At 64.9% G+C, this 25,269-nt stretch carries 30 protein-coding genes; 13 read left to right on the top strand and 17 right to left on the bottom strand.

Annotation, left to right across the window (positions count from 1 at the left end):
* Positions 1–75: 75 nt before the first annotated feature.
* The 3 genes from LCM4576_RS26705 to LCM4576_RS26695 all read right to left on the bottom strand — a co-directional run bounded on the left by LCM4576_RS26705 (position 76) and on the right by LCM4576_RS26695 (position 3,301).
* Complete coding sequence (locus LCM4576_RS26705; protein WP_071035467.1) at positions 76–642, bottom strand: DUF6101 family protein; 567 nt, start codon at positions 640–642, stop codon at positions 76–78.
* Between the two features lie 185 nt (positions 643–827).
* Positions 828–2,261, bottom strand: coding sequence for an FAD-binding oxidoreductase (locus LCM4576_RS26700; protein WP_071035466.1), 1,434 nt, complete (start codon positions 2,259–2,261; stop codon positions 828–830).
* Positions 2,262–2,338: 77 nt separating this feature from the next.
* On the bottom strand, positions 2,339–3,301 hold the full coding sequence (locus LCM4576_RS26695) for an L-threonylcarbamoyladenylate synthase (RefSeq protein ID WP_071035885.1): 963 nt from the start codon (positions 3,299–3,301) through the stop codon (positions 2,339–2,341).
* A 275-nt stretch (positions 3,302–3,576) separates the two neighbouring features.
* Here LCM4576_RS26695 and LCM4576_RS26690 point away from each other — a divergent pair, with 275 nt between their 5' ends.
* Entirely contained in the window at positions 3,577–4,077 is a 501-nt protein-coding gene (locus LCM4576_RS26690; RefSeq protein WP_041006100.1) for a hypothetical protein, read from the top strand.
* A 102-nt stretch (positions 4,078–4,179) separates the two neighbouring features.
* Positions 4,180–4,569: a hypothetical protein gene (locus LCM4576_RS26685; protein ID WP_071035884.1), complete on the top strand. Its 390-nt coding sequence runs from the start codon at positions 4,180–4,182 to the stop codon at positions 4,567–4,569.
* A gap of 90 nt (positions 4,570–4,659) precedes the next feature.
* Here the strand turns inward: LCM4576_RS26685 and LCM4576_RS26680 are convergent, their stop codons facing one another.
* The 3 genes from LCM4576_RS26680 to LCM4576_RS35280 all read right to left on the bottom strand — a co-directional run bounded on the left by LCM4576_RS26680 (position 4,660) and on the right by LCM4576_RS35280 (position 8,065).
* Positions 4,660–5,001, bottom strand: coding sequence for a hypothetical protein (locus LCM4576_RS26680; RefSeq protein ID WP_041006098.1), 342 nt, complete (start codon positions 4,999–5,001; stop codon positions 4,660–4,662).
* 223 nt (positions 5,002–5,224) lie between these two features.
* A complete protein-coding gene (gene glyS, locus LCM4576_RS26675) occupies positions 5,225–7,522 on the bottom strand; it encodes a glycine--tRNA ligase subunit beta (RefSeq protein ID WP_071035465.1) in 2,298 nt (765 codons plus the stop codon).
* Positions 7,523–7,591: 69 nt separating this feature from the next.
* The gene (locus LCM4576_RS35280; protein ID WP_244508435.1) at positions 7,592–8,065 is read right to left on the bottom strand and encodes an endonuclease domain-containing protein; all 474 of its coding nucleotides are present in this window, start codon (positions 8,063–8,065) and stop codon (positions 7,592–7,594) included.
* Positions 8,066–8,247: 182 nt separating this feature from the next.
* Here LCM4576_RS35280 and LCM4576_RS26670 point away from each other — a divergent pair, with 182 nt between their 5' ends.
* Complete coding sequence (locus LCM4576_RS26670; protein WP_071035464.1) at positions 8,248–8,430, top strand: hypothetical protein; 183 nt, start codon at positions 8,248–8,250, stop codon at positions 8,428–8,430.
* Here LCM4576_RS26670 and LCM4576_RS26665 read toward each other — a convergent pair.
* On the bottom strand, positions 8,427–9,350 hold the full coding sequence (locus LCM4576_RS26665; RefSeq protein WP_198540334.1) for a glycine--tRNA ligase subunit alpha: 924 nt from the start codon (positions 9,348–9,350) through the stop codon (positions 8,427–8,429). The two genes, LCM4576_RS26670 and LCM4576_RS26665, sit on opposite strands and share 4 nt — an antisense overlap.
* Positions 9,351–9,542: 192 nt before the next feature.
* Here LCM4576_RS26665 and LCM4576_RS26660 point away from each other — a divergent pair, with 192 nt between their 5' ends.
* Positions 9,543–10,004: a GNAT family N-acetyltransferase gene (locus tag LCM4576_RS26660; RefSeq protein ID WP_041005046.1), complete on the top strand. Its 462-nt coding sequence runs from the start codon at positions 9,543–9,545 to the stop codon at positions 10,002–10,004.
* Between the two features lie 331 nt (positions 10,005–10,335).
* Here the strand turns inward: LCM4576_RS26660 and LCM4576_RS26655 are convergent, their stop codons facing one another.
* The 5 genes from LCM4576_RS26655 to LCM4576_RS26635 form a co-directional block, all read right to left on the bottom strand.
* Positions 10,336–12,111 carry a tetratricopeptide repeat protein gene (locus LCM4576_RS26655; RefSeq protein WP_071035462.1) on the bottom strand — a complete coding sequence of 592 codons (1,776 nt, stop codon included), beginning with the start codon at positions 12,109–12,111 and terminating at the stop codon, positions 10,336–10,338.
* A gap of 204 nt (positions 12,112–12,315) precedes the next feature.
* Positions 12,316–12,732, bottom strand: a complete 417-nt coding sequence (locus LCM4576_RS26650; protein ID WP_071035461.1) for a DUF1284 domain-containing protein — start codon at positions 12,730–12,732, stop codon at positions 12,316–12,318.
* Positions 12,732–13,337, bottom strand: coding sequence for a biotin transporter BioY (locus tag LCM4576_RS26645; protein ID WP_071035460.1), 606 nt, complete (start codon positions 13,335–13,337; stop codon positions 12,732–12,734). The genes LCM4576_RS26650 and LCM4576_RS26645 overlap by 1 nt, the downstream gene beginning before the upstream one ends.
* Before the next feature lie 305 nt (positions 13,338–13,642).
* On the bottom strand, positions 13,643–14,308 hold the full coding sequence (locus LCM4576_RS26640; RefSeq protein WP_071035459.1) for a GntR family transcriptional regulator: 666 nt from the start codon (positions 14,306–14,308) through the stop codon (positions 13,643–13,645).
* Positions 14,309–14,414: 106 nt separating this feature from the next.
* Positions 14,415–15,428 carry a polyprenyl synthetase family protein gene (locus LCM4576_RS26635; RefSeq protein WP_071035883.1) on the bottom strand — a complete coding sequence of 338 codons (1,014 nt, stop codon included), beginning with the start codon at positions 15,426–15,428 and terminating at the stop codon, positions 14,415–14,417.
* Between the two features lie 175 nt (positions 15,429–15,603).
* Between LCM4576_RS26635 and LCM4576_RS26630 the strand changes: the two genes are divergently transcribed.
* From LCM4576_RS26630 to LCM4576_RS26600, 7 genes are all read left to right on the top strand, one after another.
* Complete coding sequence (locus tag LCM4576_RS26630; protein WP_040991013.1) at positions 15,604–15,828, top strand: DUF2007 domain-containing protein; 225 nt, start codon at positions 15,604–15,606, stop codon at positions 15,826–15,828.
* Positions 15,828–16,619 carry a tRNA1(Val) (adenine(37)-N6)-methyltransferase gene (locus LCM4576_RS26625; protein WP_071035458.1) on the top strand — a complete coding sequence of 264 codons (792 nt, stop codon included), beginning with the start codon at positions 15,828–15,830 and terminating at the stop codon, positions 16,617–16,619. The genes LCM4576_RS26630 and LCM4576_RS26625 overlap by 1 nt, the downstream gene beginning before the upstream one ends.
* A gap of 138 nt (positions 16,620–16,757) precedes the next feature.
* Positions 16,758–17,615 carry a S49 family peptidase gene (locus LCM4576_RS26620; RefSeq protein ID WP_041005036.1) on the top strand — a complete coding sequence of 286 codons (858 nt, stop codon included), beginning with the start codon at positions 16,758–16,760 and terminating at the stop codon, positions 17,613–17,615.
* An 82-nt stretch (positions 17,616–17,697) separates the two neighbouring features.
* On the top strand, positions 17,698–17,883 hold the full coding sequence (locus LCM4576_RS26615) for a hypothetical protein (protein WP_071035457.1): 186 nt from the start codon (positions 17,698–17,700) through the stop codon (positions 17,881–17,883).
* Between the two features lie 22 nt (positions 17,884–17,905).
* Positions 17,906–18,802: a 4-(cytidine 5'-diphospho)-2-C-methyl-D-erythritol kinase gene (locus LCM4576_RS26610; RefSeq protein WP_071035456.1), complete on the top strand. Its 897-nt coding sequence runs from the start codon at positions 17,906–17,908 to the stop codon at positions 18,800–18,802.
* On the top strand, positions 18,789–19,346 hold the full coding sequence (gene moaB, locus LCM4576_RS26605) for a molybdenum cofactor biosynthesis protein B (protein ID WP_071035455.1): 558 nt from the start codon (positions 18,789–18,791) through the stop codon (positions 19,344–19,346). The genes LCM4576_RS26610 and moaB overlap by 14 nt, the downstream gene beginning before the upstream one ends.
* 121 nt (positions 19,347–19,467) lie before the next feature.
* Positions 19,468–19,893 carry a GFA family protein gene (locus tag LCM4576_RS26600; protein WP_071035454.1) on the top strand — a complete coding sequence of 142 codons (426 nt, stop codon included), beginning with the start codon at positions 19,468–19,470 and terminating at the stop codon, positions 19,891–19,893.
* 55 nt (positions 19,894–19,948) lie between these two features.
* On the opposite strand, the gene LCM4576_RS26595 is transcribed toward LCM4576_RS26600, so the two are convergent.
* Positions 19,949–20,452: a glycosyltransferase gene (locus LCM4576_RS26595; protein ID WP_071035453.1), complete on the bottom strand. Its 504-nt coding sequence runs from the start codon at positions 20,450–20,452 to the stop codon at positions 19,949–19,951.
* A gap of 148 nt (positions 20,453–20,600) precedes the next feature.
* Here LCM4576_RS26595 and LCM4576_RS26590 point away from each other — a divergent pair, with 148 nt between their 5' ends.
* Together LCM4576_RS26590 and LCM4576_RS26585 are read left to right on the top strand one after the other, a co-directional pair.
* The gene (locus LCM4576_RS26590) at positions 20,601–21,755 is read left to right on the top strand and encodes a PA0069 family radical SAM protein (RefSeq protein ID WP_071035452.1); all 1,155 of its coding nucleotides are present in this window, start codon (positions 20,601–20,603) and stop codon (positions 21,753–21,755) included.
* Positions 21,756–21,949: 194 nt separating this feature from the next.
* Positions 21,950–22,645, top strand: coding sequence for a ribonuclease HII (locus tag LCM4576_RS26585; RefSeq protein WP_071035451.1), 696 nt, complete (start codon positions 21,950–21,952; stop codon positions 22,643–22,645).
* A gap of 379 nt (positions 22,646–23,024) precedes the next feature.
* Here the strand turns inward: LCM4576_RS26585 and LCM4576_RS26580 are convergent, their stop codons facing one another.
* From LCM4576_RS26580 to LCM4576_RS26565, 4 genes are all read right to left on the bottom strand, one after another.
* Positions 23,025–23,516 carry a F0F1 ATP synthase subunit B gene (locus LCM4576_RS26580; RefSeq protein ID WP_071035450.1) on the bottom strand — a complete coding sequence of 164 codons (492 nt, stop codon included), beginning with the start codon at positions 23,514–23,516 and terminating at the stop codon, positions 23,025–23,027.
* An 11-nt stretch (positions 23,517–23,527) separates the two neighbouring features.
* Positions 23,528–24,109 carry a F0F1 ATP synthase subunit B gene (locus tag LCM4576_RS26575; protein WP_071035449.1) on the bottom strand — a complete coding sequence of 194 codons (582 nt, stop codon included), beginning with the start codon at positions 24,107–24,109 and terminating at the stop codon, positions 23,528–23,530.
* Between the two features lie 61 nt (positions 24,110–24,170).
* A complete protein-coding gene (locus tag LCM4576_RS26570) occupies positions 24,171–24,395 on the bottom strand; it encodes a F0F1 ATP synthase subunit C (RefSeq protein ID WP_027164582.1) in 225 nt (74 codons plus the stop codon).
* A gap of 79 nt (positions 24,396–24,474) precedes the next feature.
* Positions 24,475–25,236, bottom strand: coding sequence for a F0F1 ATP synthase subunit A (locus tag LCM4576_RS26565; protein WP_071035448.1), 762 nt, complete (start codon positions 25,234–25,236; stop codon positions 24,475–24,477).
* Positions 25,237–25,269 lie beyond the last annotated feature (33 nt).

The raw sequence follows: 25,269 nt of genomic DNA, 5'->3' as shown, positions 1-25,269 counted from the left end.
TGGCCAAACACCCAGGCCGGTGCTGCCCCTCATCGCCCTGCCGGCACTTCTCCCCGTAGAACGGGGAGAAGAAACCTACTCCCTTGCGATAATCTCCTGGCCGTCGATAACCAGCCGCAAGCCCAGATTGCCGGCCTTGCGGCGGGCGAGGAAGCGCGGGCGGCGCGTGGTGGAGACGCGGCCCTTGCGGCGCTCCTGCGGCGGCAGCGCCTTGATGGCGGCGCCGAGCGATTCTTCCAGCGTGCGGGCGATGCCGTCGGCCTCGATCAGCAGCATCGGCAGGCGATAGGCGTCGGCCCAGGCGCGCCAGTCGGCGGCGACGTCGTCGAGGTCGTCGGCGACCAGAAGCGGCACCGACAGCATCGGATCATTGTGCAGGAGTTCCAGCGTCACCGTGACGTTGCCGTCCGGATCCTCCATGGCGCGGGCGGCGACGCCGCGGAACGCATTGGGGGGCAGCGCGATGATCGCCGGCACGCCGCTCATCTCCAGCACCCGGCGGATGACCGCGCCGCGCTGGTCGATGGTGAAGGTCACATCGCCATAATCGTCGCGCGTGRCATAGCTCACCATCTGCGGCAGGCGAAACGGGTCGAGACGCATGTTGCGACCGGCCCAGACTGGCTTCAGTCCAGTGTTCATCGATGTCTTCCCTGTTAGTCCTGAGGGCCGTTTTTCCGGTTCTCTCAGGGCCGGTTTTTCYGGCCTCGTTATGGGAAGAAATATTAGCGCTCGCTTCTTACCGGCGCGCTTAAGAAAGTCGGTTAAATTTTGCYGATCTCGGGGATGGTTATCGGAATGCGACCGGCCACCAGATGTGGTGAGGATCAGATAACCTTACCGGGATTCATGACGCCGGCCGGGTCGAAGGCCGTCTTCACGCGGCGCATCAGGTCGATCGCCATCGGCGGCGCCGTGGCGATCAGTTCGTCGCGCTTCARCTGGCCGATGCCGTGCTCGGCCGAGATCGAGYCGTGGAAAGAGCGCACGACATCGTGCACGGCCTTGTTCATGGGGTGGTAGAGGTCGAGGAACGCCTCGTCCTGCCAGTCCACCGGGCGCGAGATGTTGTAGTGGAGATTGCCGTCCCCCATGTGGCCGAAACAGACGACGCGGGCGCCGGGGCAGACGCCTTCCACCGCGCCAGCCGCCTTTTCRATGAACTCGGGGATCGAGGCGATCGGCACCGAGATGTCGTGCTTGATCGAGGCGCCTTCCGGCTTCTGGYATTCGGGCAGCGTCTCGCGGAAATTCCAGAAGGCGTCRCCCTGGGCAAGGCTTGCCGACACCACCGCGTCGCYGACGATGCCTTGCTCGAGGCCAGCCGAAAGAACCTCCTCGATCAGTGCCTTGCCGTCCTCCTCGGAACGGCCTGAGGAGACCTGCATCAGCACATACCACGGCCAGTCGTCGGCCAGCGGCCGCGTGATGCCTTGCCCATGCTTGAGCGTGAAGTCGTAAGGCCTCTTGGCGATCAGCTCGAAAGCGGTAAGCGAGGCGCCGGCCCTGTCCATCGCCAGGGTGAACAGCGACAGCGCGTCCTTGGGGGACGACGGCAGGCCGGCAAAGGCGACCTCCCTGCCCTTCGGCTTCGGGAACAGTTTCAGCACCGCGGCAGTGATGATGCCGAGCGTGCCCTCGGCGCCGACGAACAGGTTCTTGAGGTCGTAGCCGGTGTTGTCCTTCTTCAGCTTACGCAAATCGTCGAACACCTCGCCGGTCGGYAGCACCACCTCGACACCCAGGCAGAGCTCGCGCGCATTGCCATAGGCAAGCACACCGGTGCCGCCGGCATTGGAGGAAAGATTGCCACCGATCTGGCAGGAGCCTTGGGCGGCGAGCGACAGCGGAAACAGCCGGCCGGCGGCGTCGGCCGCTTCCTGCAGCGTCTGCAGGATGACGCCGGCCTCGGCGGTCACCGTGTTCGACAAGACATCGATCTCGCGGATGCGGTTCAGCCGCGACAGCGACAGCACGATGTCGCGACCGGATTTGTCCGGCACCTGGGCGCCGACAAGCCCGGTGTTGCCGCTCTGCGGCACGATCGGCGTGCCGGTCTCGGTCGCAAGCCGCATGATGCGGCTCACCTCCTCGACGCTGCCGGGGCGCAACACCAGCGATGTCCGGCCGTGCCAGAGGCCGCGCCGCTCGGTGATGTAAGGCGCGATGTCGGCCTGGTCGCGCAACGCATATTTGTCGCCGACGATCGCGACGAAGCGGTCGATGACGGCGGGATCGAGGTCGAAGGGCTGATCATTCATGGGTCAGAACCTAGAGCAATTCCAGGAAAAGTGCGAAGCGGTTCCGCCCGGAATTGCATCAAAACAAAGAGATAGGCTCAAGCGGTCTTGTCACGGGGGGCGGCGGCGCGGGCAAGCCGGTCGTTGATCGCCTCGCCCAGGCCCTCGAACGGGATCGGCTCGACGGCGATGGTCGCGGCGCCGACACGGTCGAGCGCCTGCATGGCGGCAAAGAGGTTGCTGGCTGCTTCGCGCAAGTCGCCTGTCTCGGAGAGGTTGCGCAATGCAACGGCCCGTTCCCAGCCCTCGGCGCGATTGCGGCCGAAGGCAAGCAACGCCTCGCCTTCGGCAACGTCCCCGACATTGAGCCGCATCGCGGCGCCCGGCGCGTAATGCGAGGCGAGCATGCCCGGCGCCTCGATGCCGGAAGCGCCGCGCGACAATTTCGCGCCGGCCACCGCTTCGATCTCCTCGGCGCCGATGCCGCCGGGCCGCAACAGCCGCAATTTGCCGTTCTCGACCTTGAGAATAGTCGATTCCAGGCCGACCGGCGTCGCGCCGCCATCGACGACCAGCCTGATCCTGTCGCCGAGATCGGCGGCGACCGCCCCTGCCGTCGTGCCGCTGATCCTGCCTGAGGAATTGGCGCTGGGGGCGGCGAGCGGCCTGCCGAGCCGCGCGATCAGCTCGCCGCCGAAGCCGCGCGGCATGCGCAGCGCGATCGTGTCCAGCCCCGCTGTGACCAGCGGATGGATGCCGCTGTCGGCGCGCTGCGGCAGCACCAGCGTCAGCGGGCCGGGCCAGAAGGCTTCGGCCAATCTTGCCGAGAGCGGATCGAAGCCGGCGATATGGTCCGCCATCGCGCGATTTGCGACATGGGCGATCAGCGGGTTGAAGCGCGGCCGGCCCTTGGCCTCGAAAATGCGCGCCACGGCGACGCCGTTGGTGGCATCGCCCGCCAAGCCGTAAACCGTCTCGGTCGGGATGGCGACGACATCGCCGTCTTCGAGCAGCGCCAATGCCCGCTTCATAGCCTCGCCGGCCGCCAGTATCTCAGCCAAATCCGCCACCAGTCCTGAACATGCCGGTCCCGTAATACGGCGGCCTTCATCGGGCAAGGGCAGGCATTGGCGATTTATCAATCCCTAAAATGTTAAGTTTCCACGCAAGCCGGCTTCAATCTGCCGGTCCTAAACAGATATTCGTGGGGTACCCCACGAATATCTGTTTAGGTTCCCTGGGTTTCGCAGGTTCTGATCGCAAAACCGTGGGACACTTTTGCGGAACCTGCTTAGGGCGCGGGTTCGATGCGGTTGCGGGCTTGGGAGCTGTTGTGATGCGTTTGCTTGGATCGTTCGGTATCAGCCTTCTGGCGATGAGCGGCGCGGCGCATGCCTCGTCTATCGTCGTGGTCGGSCCCTCGACCTCGACGCCTTCGGTCATCAGGCTGAATGCGATCGAGCCGGCCAAGCTGTCCTCGGCCTCGACGCCGTCGATGATAGCGCTGGGCGATCCTATGCCCGCCGTGACCGACGAAAAGGTCGCGGCGATCCCCGAGAAGTTCAGGCACCAGCAGGCCCCGATGATCATTCGCGGCGGCATTGTCGGCGGCGCTTTCGCGACGCCCGCGGCGACCGCGGCAGCCAAGCCMACGGCACCGGCAACCGCGGCCGCCCCGGCAAACGGCACTTCGCCGGCAACGCCCGCGAACGGCACGGCGTCTGCTTCGAACGGCAACGGCAAAACCGGCGACAAACCGGCCGCGACGGCCAACGCGCAGCCACAGGCGCAGCCGTCAAATGGCCAGCCCCTGCCGCGCGTCGGCAAGGCGATGTAGATCACACTGGATACCGCCTCTATGTGCTAGGCGCTTAACTCTGTCCGATTCCCGTCACCGGGGTCGGGCACGATGGTGCTGGCGTTTCAAAAGGGGGRTTTCATGACTGTTTCGAAAGCAATGGCCGTTGCCGCACTGGTGGCGGCGACGACACTGGGCGCGAGTGTGGCGCGGGCCGACGACATGCTCGGCTCTTACGTCGCGCGGATCTCGGACCGCGATCACCGCGCCAGCGACGGCTATCCGCTGAGCAGCGCGGCGCAAATGGTGCGGCAGGACCGCGCCAACTGGCACRAGTTCCACCGGCGTGACGGCGACGACCAGGGCGATCCCTGGTTCCGCCGCGACGGCTCGCGCGCCGGCCTGCAGCGCATGCTGGAACGCGGCGGCGCCATGAGCAGCGCCACCAGGCGCGCCATCGTCAATGGCGAGCCGTTGATCGAGGTCGACGTCTATCCGGACAGCGTGCGGGTCAGCATCATAGAAGATTGACGGGGTCAATCTTCCTGGAAGATTGACGAGCCTGACGAAAAGGGCGACGCGTTACGCGTCGCCCTTCATGCTTCAGACCCAGGAGACAGCTCAGGCCGCTTCTTCCTTGTCGTCATCGTCGGACTCATCGGCGTCGTCTTCATCGTCGTCGCCATCTTCATCCTCGTCGTCGGACTCATCGTCGCCCGAGGCTTTGGCTTCTTCGTCGGCGTCATCGTCTTCGTCGTCATCTTCCTCCTCGTCGTCCGACTCATCGTCGGCCGAGGCCGTGGCTTCCTCGTCATCGCCTTCTTCCTCGTCGTCTTCGGAAGGATCGGCGGATTCGACCGCTGCAGCGGCGGCATGGTCGAGGAGGTTTTCGGAAGCGGCTTCGATGGCCTCGGCGGCGGCGGGGGTCTCTTCAATCAAGTGGATATCGTCAACGGAATTCATGGCATGCCTCCGTGGTTTGGGGAACGTTTTTTGTCTGATGCATGTCGTTGTCCCAGAACCGCGGTACACTTCCGGGCGACATGCATTGGTTCTCCCATGCGGAGGTCATCGTCATATGACTGTAAGCCGGCTCCGGCGCATTAAATTTCGGGCGCCGAATTGTTCAAGCCTGCCCGCATCCTAGCGGATGCAGGCAGTGCCGAACCTGCGATTTTTCGAGCTATCAGCCGACGATTTTTGAAAAATCCGCGACCTGATCGGTGGCGGTCCGGATGCGGGCGAGCAGCGCCAGACGGTTGGCGCGCACGGCCTGGTCCTCATCATTGACGAGAACGCCTTCAAAAAATGAATCAACCGGTTCGCGCAACACGCTAAGCGCCAGCATGGCGGCGGAAAAATCTTCGTTTTGAATCGCTTGGCCGGCTTCCTTCTCGGCCTGATTCACTGCGGCATTGAGCTTCTTTTCCGCTTCCTCGCGGAACAGCGCCGGCTGAACAGTCTCGGCGACGAGGGTTTTCTTCTTCTCCTCGGCCGCCAGGATGTTGGCGGCGCGCTTGGTGCCGGCGAGCAGGTTCTTGCCCTCCTCGGTGTCGAGCAAGGAGCCCAGCGCCTCGACGCGTCGGACGATCTGCAGCAGGTCGTCGTTAGGCGATTGGCCGATCTCCCCCCTTGTGGGGGAGATGCCCGGCAGGGCAGAGGGGGGCGCGACAGAGCGCGGGGCCGGCGGGACAGCGCCCCCCTCTGTCGGCTTCGCCGACATCTCCCCCACAAGGGGGGAGATTGGGCGCGAGCCCGCTGACAGCACGGCATCGATCAAGTCATGCCGTGCACCGCTTTCACGCAGATAGACTTTCAGGCGGTCGTGGAAGAAGGCAAGGAGGTCGGACGACTGATCCGCGCCGCCTTTGAAGTTTGCAAAAGCCTTGGCGAAAACAGACGTCAGCGACAGACGAATGCGGTTCTCGATGAGGATCCTGACCACGCCAAGCGCGGCACGCCGCAGAGCGAACGGGTCCTTCGAGCCGGTGGGCTTTTCATCGATCGCCCAGAAGCCCGTCAGCGTGTCGAGCTTGTCGGCGAGCGCGACGGCAACCGAGACCGGATCGGTCGGCACACGGTCGGATGGGCCCTGCGGCTTGTAGTGTTCCTCGGCGGCTGCGGCCACCGATGCATGCTCGCCTTGCAGCAGCGCGTATTTGCGGCCCATGGCGCCTTGTAGCTCAGGGAACTCGCCGACCACTTCGGTCTGCAGATCGGCCTTGGCGAGCACTGCCGCGCGGGCGACGAGCGCGGGATCGGCGCCAACGACCGGCGCCAGTTCTTCCGCCAGCCRCTTGATGCGCTCGACGCGCGCGCCCTGCGTGCCCAGCTTGGCGTGGAAGGTCACGTTGAGATGGTCGAGGCGCGCCATGCGCTGGTCGAGCGGCTTCTTCAGATCCAGGTCGAACTTCGCCGCCGATTCCCGAAGCTGGTCGAGGTCGGGCAAATCGCCCTGGTCGGTCTTCCAGAAATAGAGCGCATCGGACAGGCGCGCGCGCACCACCTTGCCGTTGCCGTAGGCGATCTCCTTGCCGCCATCGTTCGCCTCGATGTTGGCGACGAGGATGAAGCGGTTCGAGAGGTCCTCGCCCGCGCCCTGCGGCCGGGTGACGAAACACTTCTGGTTGGCGCGGATGGTCAGCCGGATGACCTCGCCCGGAATGGTGAGGAAATCCTGCTCGAACTCGCCCATCAGCACGACCGGCCATTCAACCAGGCCGGAGACTTCCTCCAGCAGGCCTTCATCCTCGACCAGGTCGAGGCCGTTGGCGAAGGCGATGTTGCGAGCGTCGTGAAGAATGATTTCCTTGCGCCGGTCGGCGTCGAGCACGACCTTGGCCGCTTCGAGCTTCGCGACATAGTCGTCGAAGCGGCGCACGGTGATGGCACCCGGCGCGTGGAAGCGATGGCCATAGGTGACGTTGCCGGCGCGGATGCCGTCGATCTCGAAATCGACCACCACCGGCTCCTCGGTCTCAGGGCCGAAGGTGCAGACGATCGACTGCAGCGGGCGCACCCAGCGCAGCGAGCCAGGCTTGGCCGAGGCCGGCCCCCAGCGCATCGACTTCGGCCACGGGAAGCTCTTGATGATGCCMGGCACCAGCTCGGCGATGATCTCTTCGGCGGCCCGGCCCGGCTTCGAGATATGGGCGACATAGAAGTCGCCCTTCCTCGGGTCGGAATGGACATGCGCCTCGGCGATCGACGAAAGCCCGGCCTTGCGCAGGAAACCCTGCACCGCCTGCTCGGGCGCCGTGGTCGAGGGACCCTTGATCTCCTCGCGGATGTCCTTGGAGCGCGGCGTCAAGCCCCTTATGTCGAGCGCCAAGCGCCGCGGCGTCCAGTATTCGCGCGCCGCTTCATAGGTCAGACCCGCCTCGACCAGACCGTCGGTCAGCATCTTCCTGAGGTCGCCGGCAGCCTTGCGCTGCATGCGGGCGGRGATTTCCTCGGAGCGAAGTTCCAAGAGCAGGTCAGGCATAGTTAAGCTCCCCACCCTCCCCTTGATGGGGAGGGTCGGCGCGTAGCGCCGGGGCGGGGTGGCGGCCTCTCAGCTGCCAATACCTTCGGCACCATCGCGCAAATGCAGGTGTAATTTGCGTTCTTCCACCGCCGCATAAATTGTATCGAGCACGGAATCTAGTTCGTTTTTTATCTCATGGTTCCAGAAACGGACGACGCGATAGCCCTGGCTTTCAAACCATCGTGTTCGAACTTCATCATGGCGCAGCTGATCATCGGCACTGTGGTGGGAGCCATCCACCTCGATAATCAATTTCAGTCGATGCGAGATGAAATCTGGATAGTAGACACCGACTGACGCCTGTCGTCGGAAATGCGTCCCTTCGACCGGGATGCGCCACAGGTGCCGCCATAGCAGCCGTTCTTCATCCGTCATCGAGGCGCGGAGCCTTCGCGCGGACTGCAACTTGAAACGGTCAAGTTTTGGCATAGGGAAGCGCCAGTCACCCCCACCCGCCGCTTCGCGGCGACCTCCCCCATCAAGGGGGAGGTAGAAGCGCATAGCAACTCGGCCGGCCGCTGTCACCCCGCTAACGGATCGCCCCTTCAAGCGATTTGACGGAATTTTTCAGCCCGCTGTCGGGACGCGGCGAAGCCGGTCGTCCTTGGAGCAGACCATCCCATGAACCGAACGCTGCGCTGAAGCGACAAACGCTCAGGCAGAGACCTATTGGCTGAACGACGATGAAGACGGCATCGAGAACCCTGCAGATCCTGGCGCTCAGYGCCTGCTTCGCCGCCCAGGCGCATGGCACGATCACGATGCCGGGGGTCAGGCAGGCCATGCGCACGATCGACGGCGCAACGGCGCAGATCGTGTTGCCGGCCGGCGCCGCCACCGAGGTCGTAAAGGCTGTGTCGGCTTAAGCCGCCGCCAGCCCGCCCGCCCGCGTCTTCAGGAACGCCTCGCCGCAGGCCTTGGCCAGATTGCGCACGCGCAGGATGTAGCTTTGCCGCTCGGTGACCGAGATCACGCCGCGCGCGTCGAGCAGGTTGAAGACGTGGCTTGCCTTGATGCACTGGTCGTAGGCCGGGAAGACCATGYGGTGCATCGGCAGATTGTCGCTCGGTTTCGGCGTGCCAGCATCGAGCAGCGCCTTGCACTCGGCCTCGGCGTCCTCGAAGTGCCTCARCAGCATCGCGGTGTTGGCGAATTCGAAATTGTGGCGCGAATATTCCTGCTCGGCCTGCAGGAAGACGTCGCCGTAGGTGACCTTCTCGGCGCCCTCTCGGCCGTTGAAGTTCAGGTCATAGACATTGTCGACGCCCTGCACATACATGGCGAGCCGCTCCAGCCCGTAAGTCAGTTCGCCGGCCACCGGCGCGCATTCGATGCCGCAGACCTGCTGGAAGTAGGTGAATTGCGAGACTYCCATGCCGTCGCACCAGCACTCCCAGCCAAGCCCCCAGGCGCCCAGCGTCGGGCTCTCCCAGTCGTCCTCGACGAAGCGGATATCATGCAGCAGCGGATCGACGCCGATCGCCTCGAGCGAGCCGAGATAGAGCTCCTGCAGGTTCGGCGGATTGGGCTTCAGGATCACCTGATACTGATAATAATGCTGCAGGCGGTTCGGGTTCTCGCCGTAGCGGCCGTCCTTCGGGCGGCGCGACGGCTGCACGTAAGCGGCGTTCCAGCGCAAGGGGCCCAGCGCGCGCAAGGTGGTCGCCGGATGGAAGGTGCCGGCGCCGACCTCCATGTCGTAGGGCTGCAGGATGAGGCAGCCATAGTCCGCCCAGTAATTGTGCAAGGTCAGAATCAGCCCCTGGAAGGAGCGGCTGGGATGCATATGGGCGGGGATGTCGATGGTCACGGCGGCCTCGGAAAGCGCAGGATGACGCTTCCCTAGTTGCCGGGCCGGCAAGCGTCAAGGCAGCGCCACACATCCGAGGAGGTTGAACGCTTTGCGCTCGGCTGGCCCATTGCCGGCGAACGGCGGTGATCCTTTGCTCCGTCGAGTTCTAATAGCGAAGGTTCCGTCATGCCCGGTCCACTCACCGTCCGACCCGTCACGAGGCAGGATTACGAGCAATGGCTGCCGCTATGGGAGGGCTACAACGCGTTTTACGGGCGCTCCGGCCCGACGGCGCTGGCCGGCGAAATCACGCAGATGACATGGTCGCGTTTCTTCGATGCCTACGAGCCGATGCATGCGCTGGTGGCCGAGCGAGGAGGCAATCTGCTCGGCCTCGTCCACTATCTCTACCACCGCTCGACGACGTCGATCGCGCCGAACTGCTATTTGCAGGATCTCTTCACCACGCAAGCCGCGCGCGGCCAGGGCGTCGGCCGGGCGCTGATCGAGGGCGTCTATGAGCGCGCCAGGCAAGCAGGCGCCAACCGCGTCTATTGGCTGACGCATGAGACGAACCACACGGCGATGCAGCTCTACGACAAGGTCGGCGAGAAGCCCGGGTTCGTCGTTTATCGCAAGATGTTTTAGGGCACCGGAGCTTTGACCGGTCGGCCCTGTTTGGGTTGRCAGGCGCCATGCCTTGGAGATTAGCCGAAACGCCCATCGCGATCGTCATTCCAGGGCGGAGCAGCCGCGAAGCGGCGTCGCGGAGACCCTGGAATCCATGCCGTTACCTTCGCCAAGGCGTGCAACGGCTCAGGATTCTGCACCGTGGCGACGCTTCCAAGTCACGGCATGGATCCTCGGGTCTGCGCGCGTCGCTTCGCTCCTTGCTCCGCCCGTGGATGACGATCGCGACGCCAAGCCGAAACGAAAACGGGGCTCGATGAGCCCCGTCGTCCTGAACGCTAGCGAAGGATCAGCCTTTCGGCGCGGGCGCCGGCACCGGCTTCACCTTGGGGGTTTCCTGCGCGGTGTTGGACTCGATCGGCGGCAGGCCCTTGAGCAGCTTCTGCTGCAAGGTGGCGAGCACGTCCGGATCCGGCTTCAGGTCGCGTGCCTGCGTCCACTGATAGGTGGCCYCGAGCTTGCGGCCGACGCGCCAGTAGGCATCGCCGAGATGGTCGTTGAGGACCGGATCCTCYGGCTTCAGCGAAACGGCGCGCTCCATCTCGCGCACGGCGTCGTCGAAGCGRCCGAGGCGGTAATAGGCCCAGCCCAGTGAATCGACGATGTAGCCGTCGTTCGGCCGCAGATCRACGGCCTTCTGGATCATTGCCAGGCCTTCCTTGAGGTTCATGTTCATGTCGACCCAGGAATAGCCGAGATAGTTCATGACCTGCGGCTGGTCGGGCTGCAGCTCCAGCGCCTTGCGGAAATTCGGTTCCGCCTTCGGCCATTCCTTCAGCCGCTCATAGGCGATTCCGCGCTGGTAGAAGATGTTCCAATTGGCGGCGGTCGGGTTCTTCAACTGTTCGACGGCCTTGTCGTAGAGATTGGCGGCCGAGCGGAAATCTTCCTTCGAGCCATAGACGCCGCCAAGCGCCAGATAAGCGCGCATGTCGTCCGGATGCTTGTCGAGATAGGCCTTGAGATGGGCGATCGCCTCGTCATGCTTGTCGAGATCGGCGAGGTTCAGGCCGAGCTGCAGGTCGGAAAGCTCCTTCAGCGGCGAGGACGCCGGAATGCGGCGATAAAGCGCGATGGCGCCCTCGCCGTCCTTGAGCTGCTCGGCGACGGCGGCAAGCTGCACCAGGGCCGCATCGCTGTCCGGCTTCAGCGCCAGCGCGTATTGCAGGTAAAGCCGTACGAAAGGCTCGCCGCCGCCGCGGTTGAGCGCGGTGGCAAGGTCGAGCAGAATTTCGGACGCGCCGTCGGCCGGGCTGGCCACCAACGGCTCGATCTTGTCGCCCTTGGCGATGCGGTCGCGCAGCGTGGTGATCTCGAGTTTGCCGGGGGCGAAGGCTTCGGCCTGGTTCAACACCGCCAGCGCCTTCGACTCGTCGCCCTTGCGGGCTAGGAAGGAGGCGTACRCCTGGRCATTGCGCATCCAGGTTTCGGGCGAGGARCCGCCGGCCGTGGTGTCGGCGAGCGTGGCGGCGTAGATCGCATCGGCCTTGTCGTTCAGGCCGGCGGCATCGGCGATCAGCGCGCGGTGGAACGATTTGAACAGGCCGAACCAGTCCGGACCCTTGAGCTTGTCGATGGAATCCATGGCCTCGGACGCGTTGCCGGCGCCYTCCTTGGCCCAGCCATCCATGACGCCGGACACCAGCCGGTCTAGATCGGATTCGAGCGACAGCTTCAGCCAGTACTGCGCCTTGGCGTAGTCCTTCTTGTGGAAGGAATCGATGGCCAGCGCCAGACGCGAGAAGCGCTCGACATCCGGCACTTCCTTCAGCTTGTCAGCATAGACCAGCGATTCCTCGAAGCGGCCCTGCGCGACGAGAGCCAGCATCAGGCTCTGCTGCAGTTCCTTGTCGTCCGGCGCAAAGGCCAGCGCCTGCTTGTAATAGGCGATCGCGTCGTCGAGGTCGTTGTCGCTTTCGGCGATATGGGCCGCAAGATAGGCGCCCGAGAAAGACGTGATCTGCAGCGGTTGGGCATCTTCCTTGGCCTGGACCGGCRGCACCCAAAGCGCCACACCGGCCAAAAATGCCAGCCTCGTCAGCCAGCGCGCACGTCCTTGCCGCATCGTATCCCTTTCAGCCAGACGCGATCCCGCCCTTGGCGGACCGCCCGCAGACTCGATCTTTTCCGGTCAAAGCATGGCCTTTTTGGGGTCGAGCTTCAATCGCCGAGCGAATCACAATGCAATCATCCGGCTTAAAAAACGATGCGGCGCCACCGAAAAATCCCGCGCGGAGGTCCGGGACRCCGACATGTGGTACCGGGATGCCTACAGACAGGTATCGCGGAATCCGCCGGCGGCAACCGTATCGCACAGGCCGGACCATTCGCAGCCGGAGCATGCCTGGCGCGTCAGRCCGGCGGAAAAAGCCTTTCGCATCCCTGAAAGGCTGGAGGCGTCCAGCACGAACCGGTCGCYGTCCTGGATCGGCCGGCCGAGGAGAGCCCCCACGTCGCGCGCGGCGAGCCCGTCCCGCTCGGCGGCGCTTTGGCGCAGGCAATGCGGTTCCGGCTCGCCGATCAGCGGCGCACAGATATCATCCGGGCCGGAAACGATCACCACCGCCTCGCCCTCGCCCAGGCGCTTCACCACCTGGTCGTAATTGGCGGTGAAGGCCGGCGAGTAGCCCTTGCCGACATAGGTCAGCAGGCAGAGCAGATGATGGGAGCGCAACCTGATGGTCATCAGGCCGCGGGCGAGCGGTCGCGCGGCGCCGCCTGATAGGTCGAGAACAGCTTCAATGTCGCCGCGCCCAGCGCCGACTTGAGCAGGCCGCCGACGATGAACGGCAGGAAGCCGAACGTGACAGCCTTCTCGGCGCCGATCATGACGGCGAGCCAAGCGGTGCCGAGAACCAGGCAAAGCAGGTTGCCGATGAGCATGGCGGCGAAGGCAAGCATGACACGCTTGCCGTTCCAGCCGYGTTCGGCCAGCCAGCCGGCGACGGCGCCGACGACCGGGAAGGCCAAGAGATAGCCGCCGGTCGGACCGACGAAATGCTGAACGCCGGCCGCCCCACCCGCCAGCACCGGAAATCCCGCCGCGCCTTCGACCAGCCAGGCGGCGATGGTCAGCGCCCCGAAGCGCCAGCCATAGAGCGCGCCGACCAGCGTGACGGCGAAGGTCTGCATGGTCACCGGCACCGGCACCATCGGCACCTCGATATAGGACGACAGCGCCAGGAACAGCGATCCGAGGATCACGGCGCCGATCTGCCAGGCGAGCGAACGGCTTTGCAGCCGCAACGGGCTGAAGGAGGGTTTTGGGGTCGAAATGGCTGCGTTGGTCACGGTGTCTTCCCTGGTTCGAGTAAATTATAGATAATTTTTGAACTTCATCTATTATCGAATCCATATTTTCGCGACGATGGCAAGCCCRCAGGTTCGTCATCCACGGGCGGAGCGGAAGCGAAGCGGACGCGGAGACCCGAGGATCATTCCGTGACCTTGGCCGAATGGCAAAAGCGGCGCAGAACAGGGGGCGTTCTGCACCGCTGCAAAGCTTCGACGTCACGGAATGGATTCCAGGGTCTGCGCGCGTCGCTTCGCTCCTTGCTCCGCCCTGGAATGAGGACCGCGTGGAGATTGCGCCGACATCACCCCACGATGGCGAACGCGTCGCGCGTCTTGCCAGAAGCGGTCTTGACCGGTTTCTGGCCGATCCACTGCACGTGGCGGCCGAGCGTCGCGGYGGCGGATTCGGTGTTGCCTTGCCTCAGCGCTCCCAGGATCGCGCGGTGATCCTGGTCGGTACGGGTTTCCCACTCGGAGCGCCAAGCCGCAAACAGGAAGCGCGCGCTCGCCGCGTGCAGGTCGTCGATGGTGGAGAGCAGGCGCGGCATGTTGCAGGGCGCCAGGATCAGCCGGTGGAAGGTGCGGTTGGCCTCTTCCCAGGAGCGCACGTCGCGGGACTTGTCGCCGGCCTTGGTCGCCTCCTCGGCCTGGTCCAGGATCGACGCCGTCAGATGCGGCGCGGCATGGCGCAGCGCCAGGACTTCTAGCGCGGCGCGCATCTCAGCCACCTCCCTCACCTCGCCGAGATCGAAAGAGGYGACGCGCACGCCGCGCCTGGGCTCGCYGATCGCCAACCCTTGCGCCTCAAGGCGCCGGAAGGCCTCGCGCACCGGAACATGGCTGGTGTTGAATTCCTCGGCGACATGGTCCTGGCGCAGCCGCGATCCAGGCTCGATCGCGCCCGAAATGATGCGGTCCGCCAGTTCCTTGCTGATGCGAACGGCGATCGTATCTTCTGTGCTGGCCATATTTTATAGATAATTTGCCGGGCCGCCCTTTGTCGAGACGGCCGGCACGGGATTCACAGGCGCCCTGCCCGGAGGATGCCAGGCAAGCGCAGAGAGACCAGCAGGCTCAGTTCACCCGGCTGATGCAGAAATCGATAACGTCGATCAAAGCCGACTTCTGCGGCGTCGCCTCCAGCGGCGCCAGCGCGTCGCGGGCGATCTCGCCGAAATGGCGGGCGCGGCCGATCGTGTCGGCGATAGCGCCATGGCGGGCCATCAGGCCGATCGCCTTTTCCAGCCCGGCATCGTCGGTGACGTTTTCCTCGATGGCGCGCTTCCAGAAGCTGCGCTCGGCCTTGGTGCCGCGCCGGTAGGCGAGGATCACCGGCAGCGTCACCTTGCCCTCGCGGAAATCGTCGCCGACATTCTTGCCGAGATCCTTGCTCGATCCGCCATAGTCCAACGCGTCGTCGATGAGCTGGAAGGCAAGGCCGAGATTCATGYCGTAGGAGCGCAATGCCGCGCGGTCGGTGCGCGAGGCGAGCGCGATCACCGGCCCCACTTCGGCCGCGGCCGAGAACAGCGCCGCGGTCTTGGCCTTGATGACGGCGAAATGCTCGTCCTCGGTGGTGTCGAGGTTCTTGGCCGCGGCAAGCTGCATCACCTCGCCCTCGGCGATGATGGAAGCGGCACTCGACAGGATGTCGAGGGCCTCCAGCGAGCCGACCTCGACCATCATGCGGAAGGCCTGGCCGAGCAGGAAATCGCCGACGAGCACGCTCGCCTGGTTGCCCCAGATCATGCGCGCCGTCTTCTTGCCGCGGCGCAGCGCGCTCTCGTCGACCACGTCGTCATGGAGCAGCGTCGCGGTGTGCATGAACTCGACGGCTGTGGCGAGCTTGACATGGCCTTCGCCGGAATAACCGAACATCTGCGCGGCGGCCAGCGTCAGCATGGGCCTCAGCCGCTTGCCGCCCGAGGAGATCAGGTGGTTGGCGATCTCCGGGATCATCTCGACGTCGGAGCCGGCCTTGGACAGGATCAGCTCGTTGACACGCCCCATGTCGGCGGCCGTCAGATCGATCAAATCCTTGATGGAAGCGGGTTCCCGCTTGCCTTCGATGTTGAGAACGACACCCACCACGACAACTCCCGTCTATTAACGCGCGCGACTTAACGCGCACGACGGCACCCTTAATCCCGTTCCGACTCTAGGTCGGTACAACCGGGCACGGCAAGAGGCGAATTGGCGCGGCTGTTGGCGCGCGGGTCGCTCCCACGTTTACACGAACGCCGCAACCTGCGATTTTCGTTCCATGATCGAGCTTGTCCGCACCAATGACGCCGTCGTCATMTCCTTCGTCGAATCGCTGATGCGCGACGCCGGCATCGCCTGTTTCGTCGCCGACCAGAATATGAGCGTGCTCGAAGGGTCGATCGGCCTTTTGCAAAAGCGTGTCATGGTCGACGCCGACAAGGCCGACGTGGCGCGCCGCATCCTCAAGGATGCCGGCATCGAAAACGAGATCCGCCAGAAATAATGGCAGCGACAACCACCCCAGATACGCCGGCGCACACGGTCGATGCCTTCCATCGCGGGCGCTTCTGGCTGGTGCAGCCGAGCCGGGGCGGTCATCGCGCCGGCATGGACGCCATGATGCTGGCGGCCGCCGTGCCGTCCGGCTTTTCCGGCCGGCTCGCCGATTTCGGCGCTGGCGCGGGTGCTGCCGCCCTTGCCGTGCTGTCGCGCTGTCCGGCGGCGCGGGCCGTGCTGGTCGAGCGCTCGACCGAAATGGCGGGGTTCGCCGCCGCCACGCTTTCGCATCCGGGCAACGCGCATCTCGGCGACCGCGCCTCGGTGCTGACGGCCGACGTGACGCTGACCGGCCGGGCGCGAGCGGACGCCGGGCTTGCCGACAATTCCTTCGACTTCGTCATCATGAACCCGCCGTTCAACGCGGCTGAGGACCGCTCGACGCCCGACGCGCTGCGCAGGCAAGCGCATGTGGGCGAGGACGGGCTGTTCGAGCGCTGGATCAGGAGCGCGGCGGCCGTGACGAAGCCGCGCGGCGGATTGGCCATCATCGCCCGGCCCGAGCAATTGGTCGCCATCCTCGATGCAATCGAGGGACGTTTCGGCGATGCCGAGATGCTTTGCGTTCATCCTCGTCCGGACGCGGCGGCGATCCGCATCGTCGTCAGGGCGGCGCTCGGGGCGCGCGGAAAACTGTCGATCCGCCCGCCGCTCATCCTGCACGGGCCGTCCGGCAACGCGCCGGCGGAGCGGGCGGAAATGATCAATAACGGCCTGGCGTCGCTGTTCGGCGATTGATCCCAGGCGCGCGATGCGGCATTGCCGTTAGGCGGCGAATTCCTACATGCCAGAGCAAGATGACGTCGCGCCTGAGAGACATTACCGACGTAACCGATCTCATCTTGCTTCTTTGCATTCCATCGGAGACACCCGTTCGTGAAACGCCTCTTCAACCGCCTGCTGCCGAAATCCTGGCGCTCGACAGTCGTCACCATTCCGGTCATCCGGCTGCAAGGCGCCATCATGGCCGGCGGCGGCCAGTTCCGGCCGAGCCTGTCGCTCGCCTCGACGGCCGGTGTCATCGAAAAGGCGTTCGGCTTCGATGCGCCGGCGGTCGCGATCTCGATCAATTCGCCGGGCGGCTCGCCGGTGCAGTCGCGACTGATCTTCAAGCGTATCCGCGATCTCGCAGCCGAGAAAAACAAGAAGGTGCTGGTGTTCGTCGAGGACGTGGCGGCTTCCGGCGGCTACATGATCGCGGTCGCCGGCGACGAGATCTTCGCCGATCCGTCATCGATCGTCGGCTCGATCGGCGTTGTCTCCGCTTCTTTCGGCTTCCCGGAGCTGATGAAGAAGATCGGCGTCGAGCGGCGCGTCCACACCGCCGGCCAGAACAAGGCCGTGCTCGACCCGTTCAAGCCGGAGAAGAAGGAAGACGTCGAACGGCTGAAGGCGCTGCAGCTCGAAGTGCACGAGACCTTCATCGACCTGGTCAAGGAGCGGCGCGGGTCGAAGCTCAAGGACGATCCGGACCTGTTCACCGGCCTGTTCTGGACCGCCAAGCGCGGTCTCGAGCTCGGCCTCGTCGATGCGCTGGGCGATATGCGCAGCGTGCTCAAGACCCGTTTCGGCGACAAGACGCAGCTCAAGCTTATCACCGCGCCACGCGGTCTGTTTGGCCGTTTCGGCCTGTTCGGCTCACGCTTCTCGGCGCCCGATATCGCCGCTGCCGCTGCAAACGGCGTGCTCGATGCGGCGGAAGAGCGCGCATTGTGGGCGCGGTTCGGGCTTTGAAAAAGCCATGATTGCGTCTAGCATAACCGCTTGACCGACCCATTCGGCCGGCCTTGCCGCGAGAACGCGGGAGGAGTTTGAGATGCCGCAGATCATTTTCTTCGCCGTCGTCGGCGCCRCCGCTTACTTCGGCTACCGCGCGTTCGTGCGCGAGGCCGAACGCGTGACGGCCAAGATCCGGCGCACCGAGAAACAGGCGGCGAACGGCACGATGGGGACGCTGGTCAAGGATCCGAAGACCGGCGAATACCGTCTGGCCAAGGACTGATCCCATCTCGCCAGCAGCCGACATTCTTGAGCCCGGCACAGAGGTCCGGACGTGGCTTGCGCCGGCCAAGGTCAACCTGGCGCTGCATATTACCGGACGGCGCGACGACGGTTACCACCTCATCGACAGCCTTGCCGTCTTCACCCGCTTCGGCGACCGGCTCGAGATCGAGCCGGCTGAGCAGGACGACTTCTCGGTGTCCGGCCGCTACGCCGCCGGCCTGYCGCTCGACGACGGCAATCTGGTGGTCAGGGCCCGCGATGCCTTGCGCCTGGAAGCCGGCGCGCAACATGCGCCGCCCGTCGCCATCCGGCTGGAGAAGAACCTGCCGATCGCCTCAGGTGTCGGCGGCGGTTCAAGCGACGCGGCGGCCGCGCTCAATGGCCTGGCACGGCTCTGGAAGCTCGATATCGACGATCGTTCGCTGGCCCGGATCGGGCTTTCGCTCGGCGCCGATCTGCCGATGTGCCTGAAGTCGCAGCCGTTGGTCGCGCGCGGCATCGGCGATGAGGTGTCGCCGCTCACCGCATTTCCGGCGCTCGGCCTCGTCCTGGTCAATCCGGGTATCGCCGTCTCCACGCCGGAGGTGTTCAAGGCGCTGTCCAGCCGCGACAACGAGGCGCTGCCGCCGCTGCCGAAGCGCCTCGACTTCCACGCCGTCCGCAACTGGYTGACGGCGACGCGCAACGACCTCGAAGGCGCCGCCCGCTCGATCGAACCTGCGATCGGCGAGGCGCTCAAGGCGCTCAAGCGCGCCGACGCCGCATTCGCGCGCATGTCCGGCTCGGGCGCCACGTGTTTCGGCCTGTTCGAGACCGGCAATGTCGCCAAGCGCGCGGCGATCGCGATCCGCGCCCRCCACCCCGACTGGTTCGTCGCGGCGACGCGCAGCATGGAGGTGAGCGATGGCGAAGCTTGACGAAAACCGGCCCTTCATCCCGGTGCGCATCGCGGTGCTGACGGTCTCCGATACGCGCAGCCTTGCCGACGACAAGTCCGGCCAGACGCTGGCCGACCGCATCACGCAAGCCGGCCATACGCTTGCCGCGCGCGACATCGTCACCGACGACCGCGACAWGATCCGCGACAAGGTGCTCGGCTGGTCGAAGGACGAAAACATCGATGTCGTCATCACCACCGGCGGCACAGGCTTCACCGGCCGCGATGTGACACCGGAGGCGCTGGAGCCGATCTTCGAGAAACGCATGGACGGCTTTTCGGAAGTCTTCCACCGCATCTCCTACGACAAGATCGGCACCTCGACGATCCAGAGCCGGGCGACAGGCGGGGTCGTCAACGCCACCTTCGTCTTCGTGCTGCCGGGCTCGCCCGGCGCCTGCAAGGATGCCTGGGACGGCATCATCAAGGCGCAGCTCGACTACCGCCACATGCCCTGCAATTTCGTCGAGATCATGCCGCGGCTGGACGAGCATCTCCGGCGCGGCGGCAAGCCCGCCTCCTAACCGCAGGCAAAGCGAGCGGCCGGCATCCGGTTCGCAGGCGAAATGGCGCTATGGCCTGCGAGCAGCCATTTCGAAGCCGGCACCAGCAAAGTACCTTGCGCCGCGAACAAGGAACCTTGCCATGACCGTTCACAGCGGCGGCTGCCATTGCGRCAACATCCGTCTGATCTTCTCCACAGCGCTCGATCCGGCCGCGCTGGAAATTCGCGCCTGCCAGTGCTCCTTCTGCACACGCCATGGCTCGCGCGCGGCCGCCGACCCGAACGGCAGGCTGGTTATCTCGGTCGCGGACAGGGATCGCTTCCAGGTCTACCGCTTCGGCCTGCGCACCGCCGACTATCTCGTCTGCCGCGACTGCGGCGTCTATGTCGCGGCAATCGCCGGTCAGGGCGACGACGCCACGGCGGTCGTCATCGTCAACGCGCTCGACGATCGCGCGTCGTTCTCGYGCGAGCCGGTCGCCGTCTGGTTCGACACCGAGACGCGCGAGYAGCGCCTGGCCAGGCGCCGCAGTGCCTGGATGCCGGTTGAGATCGAGGGGATCTGACTGGGCTGGGTTGCGCTTCTTCCTTCTCCCCTTGTGGGAGAAGGGAGAGCCGGCCTTACTTCGGCGGCGCCACCCAGATTTCGGCGTTCAACCGCCTGGTCGCCAGGCCGCGCGCCAGGGCTTCAGCGCTGCGCGCGCTCTTTGCCAAGGCCGATGCCTGGCGCTTGCTTATAACAAGGCCTTCGGCCAGCGCCCGGTTGCCCGAAAAGACGCGGGCCAGGAATGGCGCCCGATCGGCGCGGGCGCGTGAAAAGCGCGCCGGCATAGTCTGCTTCGCCGTGTGCGCCACGACCTCGTCGATCCAGCCTTCGGCGAGCCGGGCGCCGGGTTCCAGAAGCAGCAGCCAATCGCCTTTGGCCTGGCCGATGCCCACGGCGATCCCGCCGGTCACATAATGACAGCCGGCATGCTCCGCCACCCGATGCGTCTGGTCGGTCGAGCCTTGATCGCAGACGATCACGTCGCGCACCACGCCTTCGACCGCGCCGCCGACCAGCGAGGCGAGCGTGCGGGCAAGACCCTCCTCGTCGTTCAAGGTTTCGATGAGAACGCTGAGCATATCAGCCGAATAGCGGAAAGCGCGGCGAAGCGCCAGTTGGGCGCTCCAAGCGAAAAAGTTCTTGCTTTGTTCTCATCGGTAAAATAGGAATAGTTTCATGAACARAGCGATTCGACAGCCTGCCGACAGTCCTTGGGAGAGGGCGAAAATGGAACAGATCGTACGCGCCGATATTGCTGCTTTCGGAGCAGGACGAGCCGAGATGGCAAATGCGATGATCGAGCAGAGCGGCATGCGCGTGCGGCCCGATCGCAATCGCGGCCGTTCGGCCGGCATCAACCCGTCCGGCCGGTTCGAGCCGGTCAGCCGACATGTGTTCGACGACGGCTGGAACTCGCTGGAGGAACTGCCGCCGTTCAAGACGGAAGTGCAGGTCGAAAAGCCGCGCACGATCATCACGCGCAACGAGTCGCCCGACATTTCCTTCGACCGTTCGATCAACCCCTATCGCGGCTGCGAGCATGGCTGCGTCTATTGCTTCGCCCGGCCGACGCATGCCTTCATGGGCCTGTCGCCGGGGCTCGATTTCGAATCGAAGCTGTTCGCCAAGCCGGACGCGGCGCGCATGCTGGACCGGGAATTGTCGAAGCCGGGCTATCTGCCGCGCACGATCGCCATCGGCACCAACACCGATCCCTACCAGCCGATCGAGAAACAATACCGGATCATGCGCGAGATCCTGGAAGTGCTGGAGGCGCGCGGCCATCCGGTCGGCATCGTGACGAAGTCTGCACTGGTGACGCGCGACATCGACATCCTGTCGCGCATGGCCGAGCGCGGCCTTGCAAAAGTGGCGCTGTCGGTGACGACGATGGACCGCATGCTGGCCCGCACCATGGAGCCGCGCGCGTCGACGCCGACGAAGCGGCTGGAGGCGATCAGGCAGCTTTCGGATGCCGGCATTCCGGCATCCGTGATGGTGGCGCCGATCATCCCGGGTCTCAATGATCCGGAGATGGAACGCATCCTCGATTCGRCCAGAGCCGCGGGCGCCAGGGAGGCCGGCTACGTCATCCTGCGCCTGCCGCTCGAAGTGGCGCCGATCTTCAAGGACTGGCTGTTGCGGCATTATCCGGACCGCTATCGCCATGTGATGTCGCTGATCCGTTCGATGCGCGACGGCAAGGATTACGATTCGGAATGGGGCAAGCGCATGAAGGGCGCCGGCCCCTATGCCTGGCAGATCGGCCGACGCTTCGAGATCGCCGCCAAGCGGCTGGGCCTCAATATCGAGCGACGGCAGCTTCGCACCGACCACTTCGTCGCAGGCTCCGGCGCCGGCGAGCAACTGATGCTGCTTTGACTTGGGTGCCGGCCATGACGGGCCGGTGCCAAGCACTTCCAGACACAGCGATTTTCCGTCTGGAATTGTCACTTGTTCGAAATTCCGTCCGGCCCTTGTCCCCCGGCCGTGAGACGGTGCCTTCCCGGTCCGACGCCCCATCCGACCCGGAAGGACTTGCGGAGAATCGGAGCCGATGCGAACCTCGCCGCACCATGGCTCGCGCGCGTTCCGATTCTCCGCTTCTCTTTGAAATGGTCGAGAAGCCCGACTTCTCGATCGAGACGAAGGCGATGGCCGACGGGCTGTGGCCGGTCGCCGGCATGGATGAGGCAGGCCGCGGTCCGCTCGCCGGTCCGGTGGTGGCCGCCGCGGTGGTGCTCAATCCCGCCAACATCCCGGAAGGCCTCGACGATTCCAAACGCCTCACCCATTTGCAGCGAGAGGCGCTGTTCCTCAAGATTCTCGGCACTGCGCTCAGCGTCTCGATGGCCTCGATCAGCGCCGAAGGCATCGACAACAGCAACATCCTGAAGGCAAGCCTCGAAGCGATGCGCCGAGCCGCCRCGGGTCTCTCGCTGCAGCCGAAGCTCGCCTTGGCCGACGGCCGCGACGTTCCTCCTGGTCTCGCCTGCGAAGGCCGGGCGCTGATCAAGGGCGACCAGCGCTCGCAGTCGATCGCCGCCGCCTCGATCGTCGCCAAGGTGATGCGCGACCGCATGATGTGCGGCTGCGGCGGACATCACGAGCATTACGGCTTCGAGGTGCATATGGGCTATGCGACGGTCCGGCACCGCACCGCGATCGAGATGCATGGGCCGGTGGCACGGCTGCATCGGGCGTCGTTCGCRCCTTTCCGGCTGGGTGGCGCTGAGGTGGTCGAGGAAGAGGGTTTGGCCGGGTTGGAATAAGCGACGGCGCCGGTGACGGCTGATCTTCCCCTCGTGGGGGAGATGTCCGGCAGGACAGAGGGAGGCGCTGTCCGCCGATTTAACGGTGCTTGGGTTCCTCTCCCCGCCAAAGGCGGGGAGAGGTGGCCGCGAAGCGGACGGAGAGGGGCTTCGTAGGGCGCTCCCCTCTCCGTCTTGGCTTCGCCGAGCCACCTCTCCCCACATTCGTGGGGCGAGGAACCTTGATCCTGCGGCGCCGCGATCCTTCGCRCCCCCTCTGCCCTGCCGGGCATCTCCTTCACAAGGGGGAGATTGGCAGCTTCGACGCCCGCTTCCTTACCAAACAAAAAAGCCGCCGGGTTACCCGGGCGGCTTTTGACTTCGAAACTTCGACGCAAGTTCAGTTCAGCTTGGCCTTCACGTCATTGAGCGCCGACTTGAACAGATCCGCACCGGCCTTGGCATCGACCTTGGCGGCGAGCAGCGCGCGGGCGGCTTCGACGGCGATGTCGACGGCCGAGGCGCGCACTTCGCTGACGGCCTCGCGCTCGGCCTGGCTGATCTTCTGCTCGGCAAGCGCGGTGCGCCGGGCGACATAGTCCTCGGTCTTCTTGGCCRCCTCGGAAGCGAGCAGTTCAGCCTCGCGCTTGGCGGCGGCGACGATGTCGGCGGCCTCCTTCTCGGCTTCCTTGCGCTTCTGCTGATACTGGCCGAGCAGTTGCTGGGCTTCCTCACGAAGCTTGCGCGCTTCCTCGAGCTCGGCGCTGATCTTGGCCGCGCGGGCGTCGAGCGACTTGGCGAGCATGCCCGGCACCTTCAGATAGATGACGGCGCCAAGGAAGATGAGCAGGGCGATTGTGGCCCAGAGCGTGGCGAGTGATGTGGCGTCCATGATCCCGCTCCTCACCGGCTCGCAGATTTGACCGCGGCCGCGATCTCGGACTTGTCGGCCTTACCGCCGACAAGCGCCTCGACGATGGCCGATGTGGTGTCCTCGGCGATCGTGCCGACTTCCTTCATCGCCTTGGCCTTGATCGAGGCGATGCTCGCCTCGGCCTCGCCAAGCTTCTTCTCGAGCTCGGCCTCAAGCTTCTTGCGCGTGCCCTCGGCTTGCGCCTTGGCGGCGTCGCTTGCCTGCTGGCCGATCTTGTTGGCGTTGGCCTTGGCCTCCGCCAGTTCCTGCTCATAGGCGGCAACGGCGGCATCCGCCTCGCCCTTCAGCCTTGCGGCATGGTCGAGGTCCTGGGTGATGCGGTCGTTGCGGACATCGATGATGCCGCCGAGACGCGGCATCACAACGCGCTTCAGGAACAGGTAGAACAGCCCGAAGGTGATGACCAGCCACAGGATCTGCGACGGGAAGGTCTTGGCATCGAACGGCGGGAACGCTTCATGCTCCGCGGCGGGCACGGCAGTGCCCGCATGCGTATCGCCCTCGGCCGCGGCCGGCGCTGTTTCTTGCGCATAGGCAGATGTCACGAACATCTCATTCCCCTGTCCATGGAACGGGGCCGCACCATGCGGCCCCTTTCGTCAGCTCTCAATCTTACTTGAAGACCAGGAGCAGAGCGATCAGGAGCGAGAAGATGCCCAGAGCTTCGGTCACGGCGAAGCCGAAGATCAGGCGGCCGAACTGGCCATCAGCGGCCGACGGGTTGCGGAGCGCGCCCGAGAGGTAGCTGCCGAAGATGTTGCCGAGGCCGATGCCCGCGCCGCCCATGCCGATGCAGGCGATACCAGCGCCGATAGCAGCTGCTGCAGTTGCGTCCATTTCAAAACTCCTGTGGTTTGCTTGTTCGTTGCAGTTGGTACGTTGGGTATGCTGGCGCCGGGGCGCCGGTGAAAATCGATCAGTGGCTCGGGTGCAGCGCGTCGTTCAGATACATGCAGGTCAGCACCGCGAAGACATAGGCCTGCAGGAAGGCGACCAGCAGTTCGAGCGCGGAGAGCGCGACCGCCATGGCCAGCGGCAGGACCGAGCCGGCGATGCCGACGGCGCCCAGCGCGCTGAGGCTAACGACGAAGCCCGAGAACACTTTCAGCGTGATGTGGCCCGCCAGCATGTTGGCGAAAAGACGAACCGAGAGGCTGACCGGGCGCGAAACGAAGGAGATGACTTCGATCGCCACCACCAGCGGCAGGAGATAACCTGGCACGCCATGCGGCACGAACAGCTTGAGGAAGCCGAAGCCGTGCTTGGCGAAGCCGTAGACGATGACGGTGCCGATGACCATGATCGCCAGGGTGAAGGTGACGATGATGTGGCTGGTGACGGTGAAGAAGTAGGGGAACAGGCCGATCAAATTGGCGACCAGCACGAACATGAACAGCGAGAACACCAGCGGGAARAACTGCATGCCCTGCTTGCCGGCGGCATCGCGCAGCATGTTGCCGACGAACTCATAGGCCATCTCGGAGATCGACTGCAGCCGGCCCGGAATGAGCGCGCGGCTGGCGGTGCTCATATAGAGGAAGGCCGAGGCCAGGACGATCGTCACAACCATGAACAGGGAGGAATTGGTGAACGAGACGTCGTAGCCGCCGATATGCAGCGGGATGATCGGATGGATCTGGAACTGGTGGATCGGATCGACCTTGTCAGCAGCAGCCACTTTAAATCCCCGTCAAAGCCACAACCGGCTTCT

Origin of the sequence: Mesorhizobium sp. LCM 4576 (assembly GCF_001854815.1) — a bacterium.
GTDB classification, from domain to species: Bacteria; Pseudomonadota; Alphaproteobacteria; order Rhizobiales; family Rhizobiaceae; genus Mesorhizobium; species Mesorhizobium plurifarium.
Note: the sequence above shows the minus strand (reverse complement) of the source record. Positions and strands in the feature narration are given on the sequence as shown.

What these genes read in the sequence shown, in the direction of transcription:
- LCM4576_RS26680 (WP_041006098.1), bottom strand. Translation starts at nt 5,001, where the DNA reads ATGAATTCCGTTGACGATATCCACTTGATTGAAGAGACCCCCGCCGCC.
- LCM4576_RS35280 (WP_244508435.1), bottom strand. Translation starts at nt 8,065, where the DNA reads ATGCGCTTCTACCTCCCCCTTGATGGGGGAGGTCGCCGCGAAGCGGCG.
- LCM4576_RS26660 (WP_041005046.1), top strand. Translation starts at nt 9,543, where the DNA reads ATGCCCGGTCCACTCACCGTCCGACCCGTCACGAGGCAGGATTACGAG.
- LCM4576_RS26625 (WP_071035458.1), top strand. Translation starts at nt 15,828, where the DNA reads ATGGCAGCGACAACCACCCCAGATACGCCGGCGCACACGGTCGATGCC.
- LCM4576_RS26595 (WP_071035453.1), bottom strand. Translation starts at nt 20,452, where the DNA reads ATGCTCAGCGTTCTCATCGAAACCTTGAACGACGAGGAGGGTCTTGCC.
- LCM4576_RS26575 (WP_071035449.1), bottom strand. Translation starts at nt 24,109, where the DNA reads ATGTTCGTGACATCTGCCTATGCGCAAGAAACAGCGCCGGCCGCGGCC.
- LCM4576_RS26570 (WP_027164582.1), bottom strand. Translation starts at nt 24,395, where the DNA reads ATGGACGCAACTGCAGCAGCTGCTATCGGCGCTGGTATCGCCTGCATC.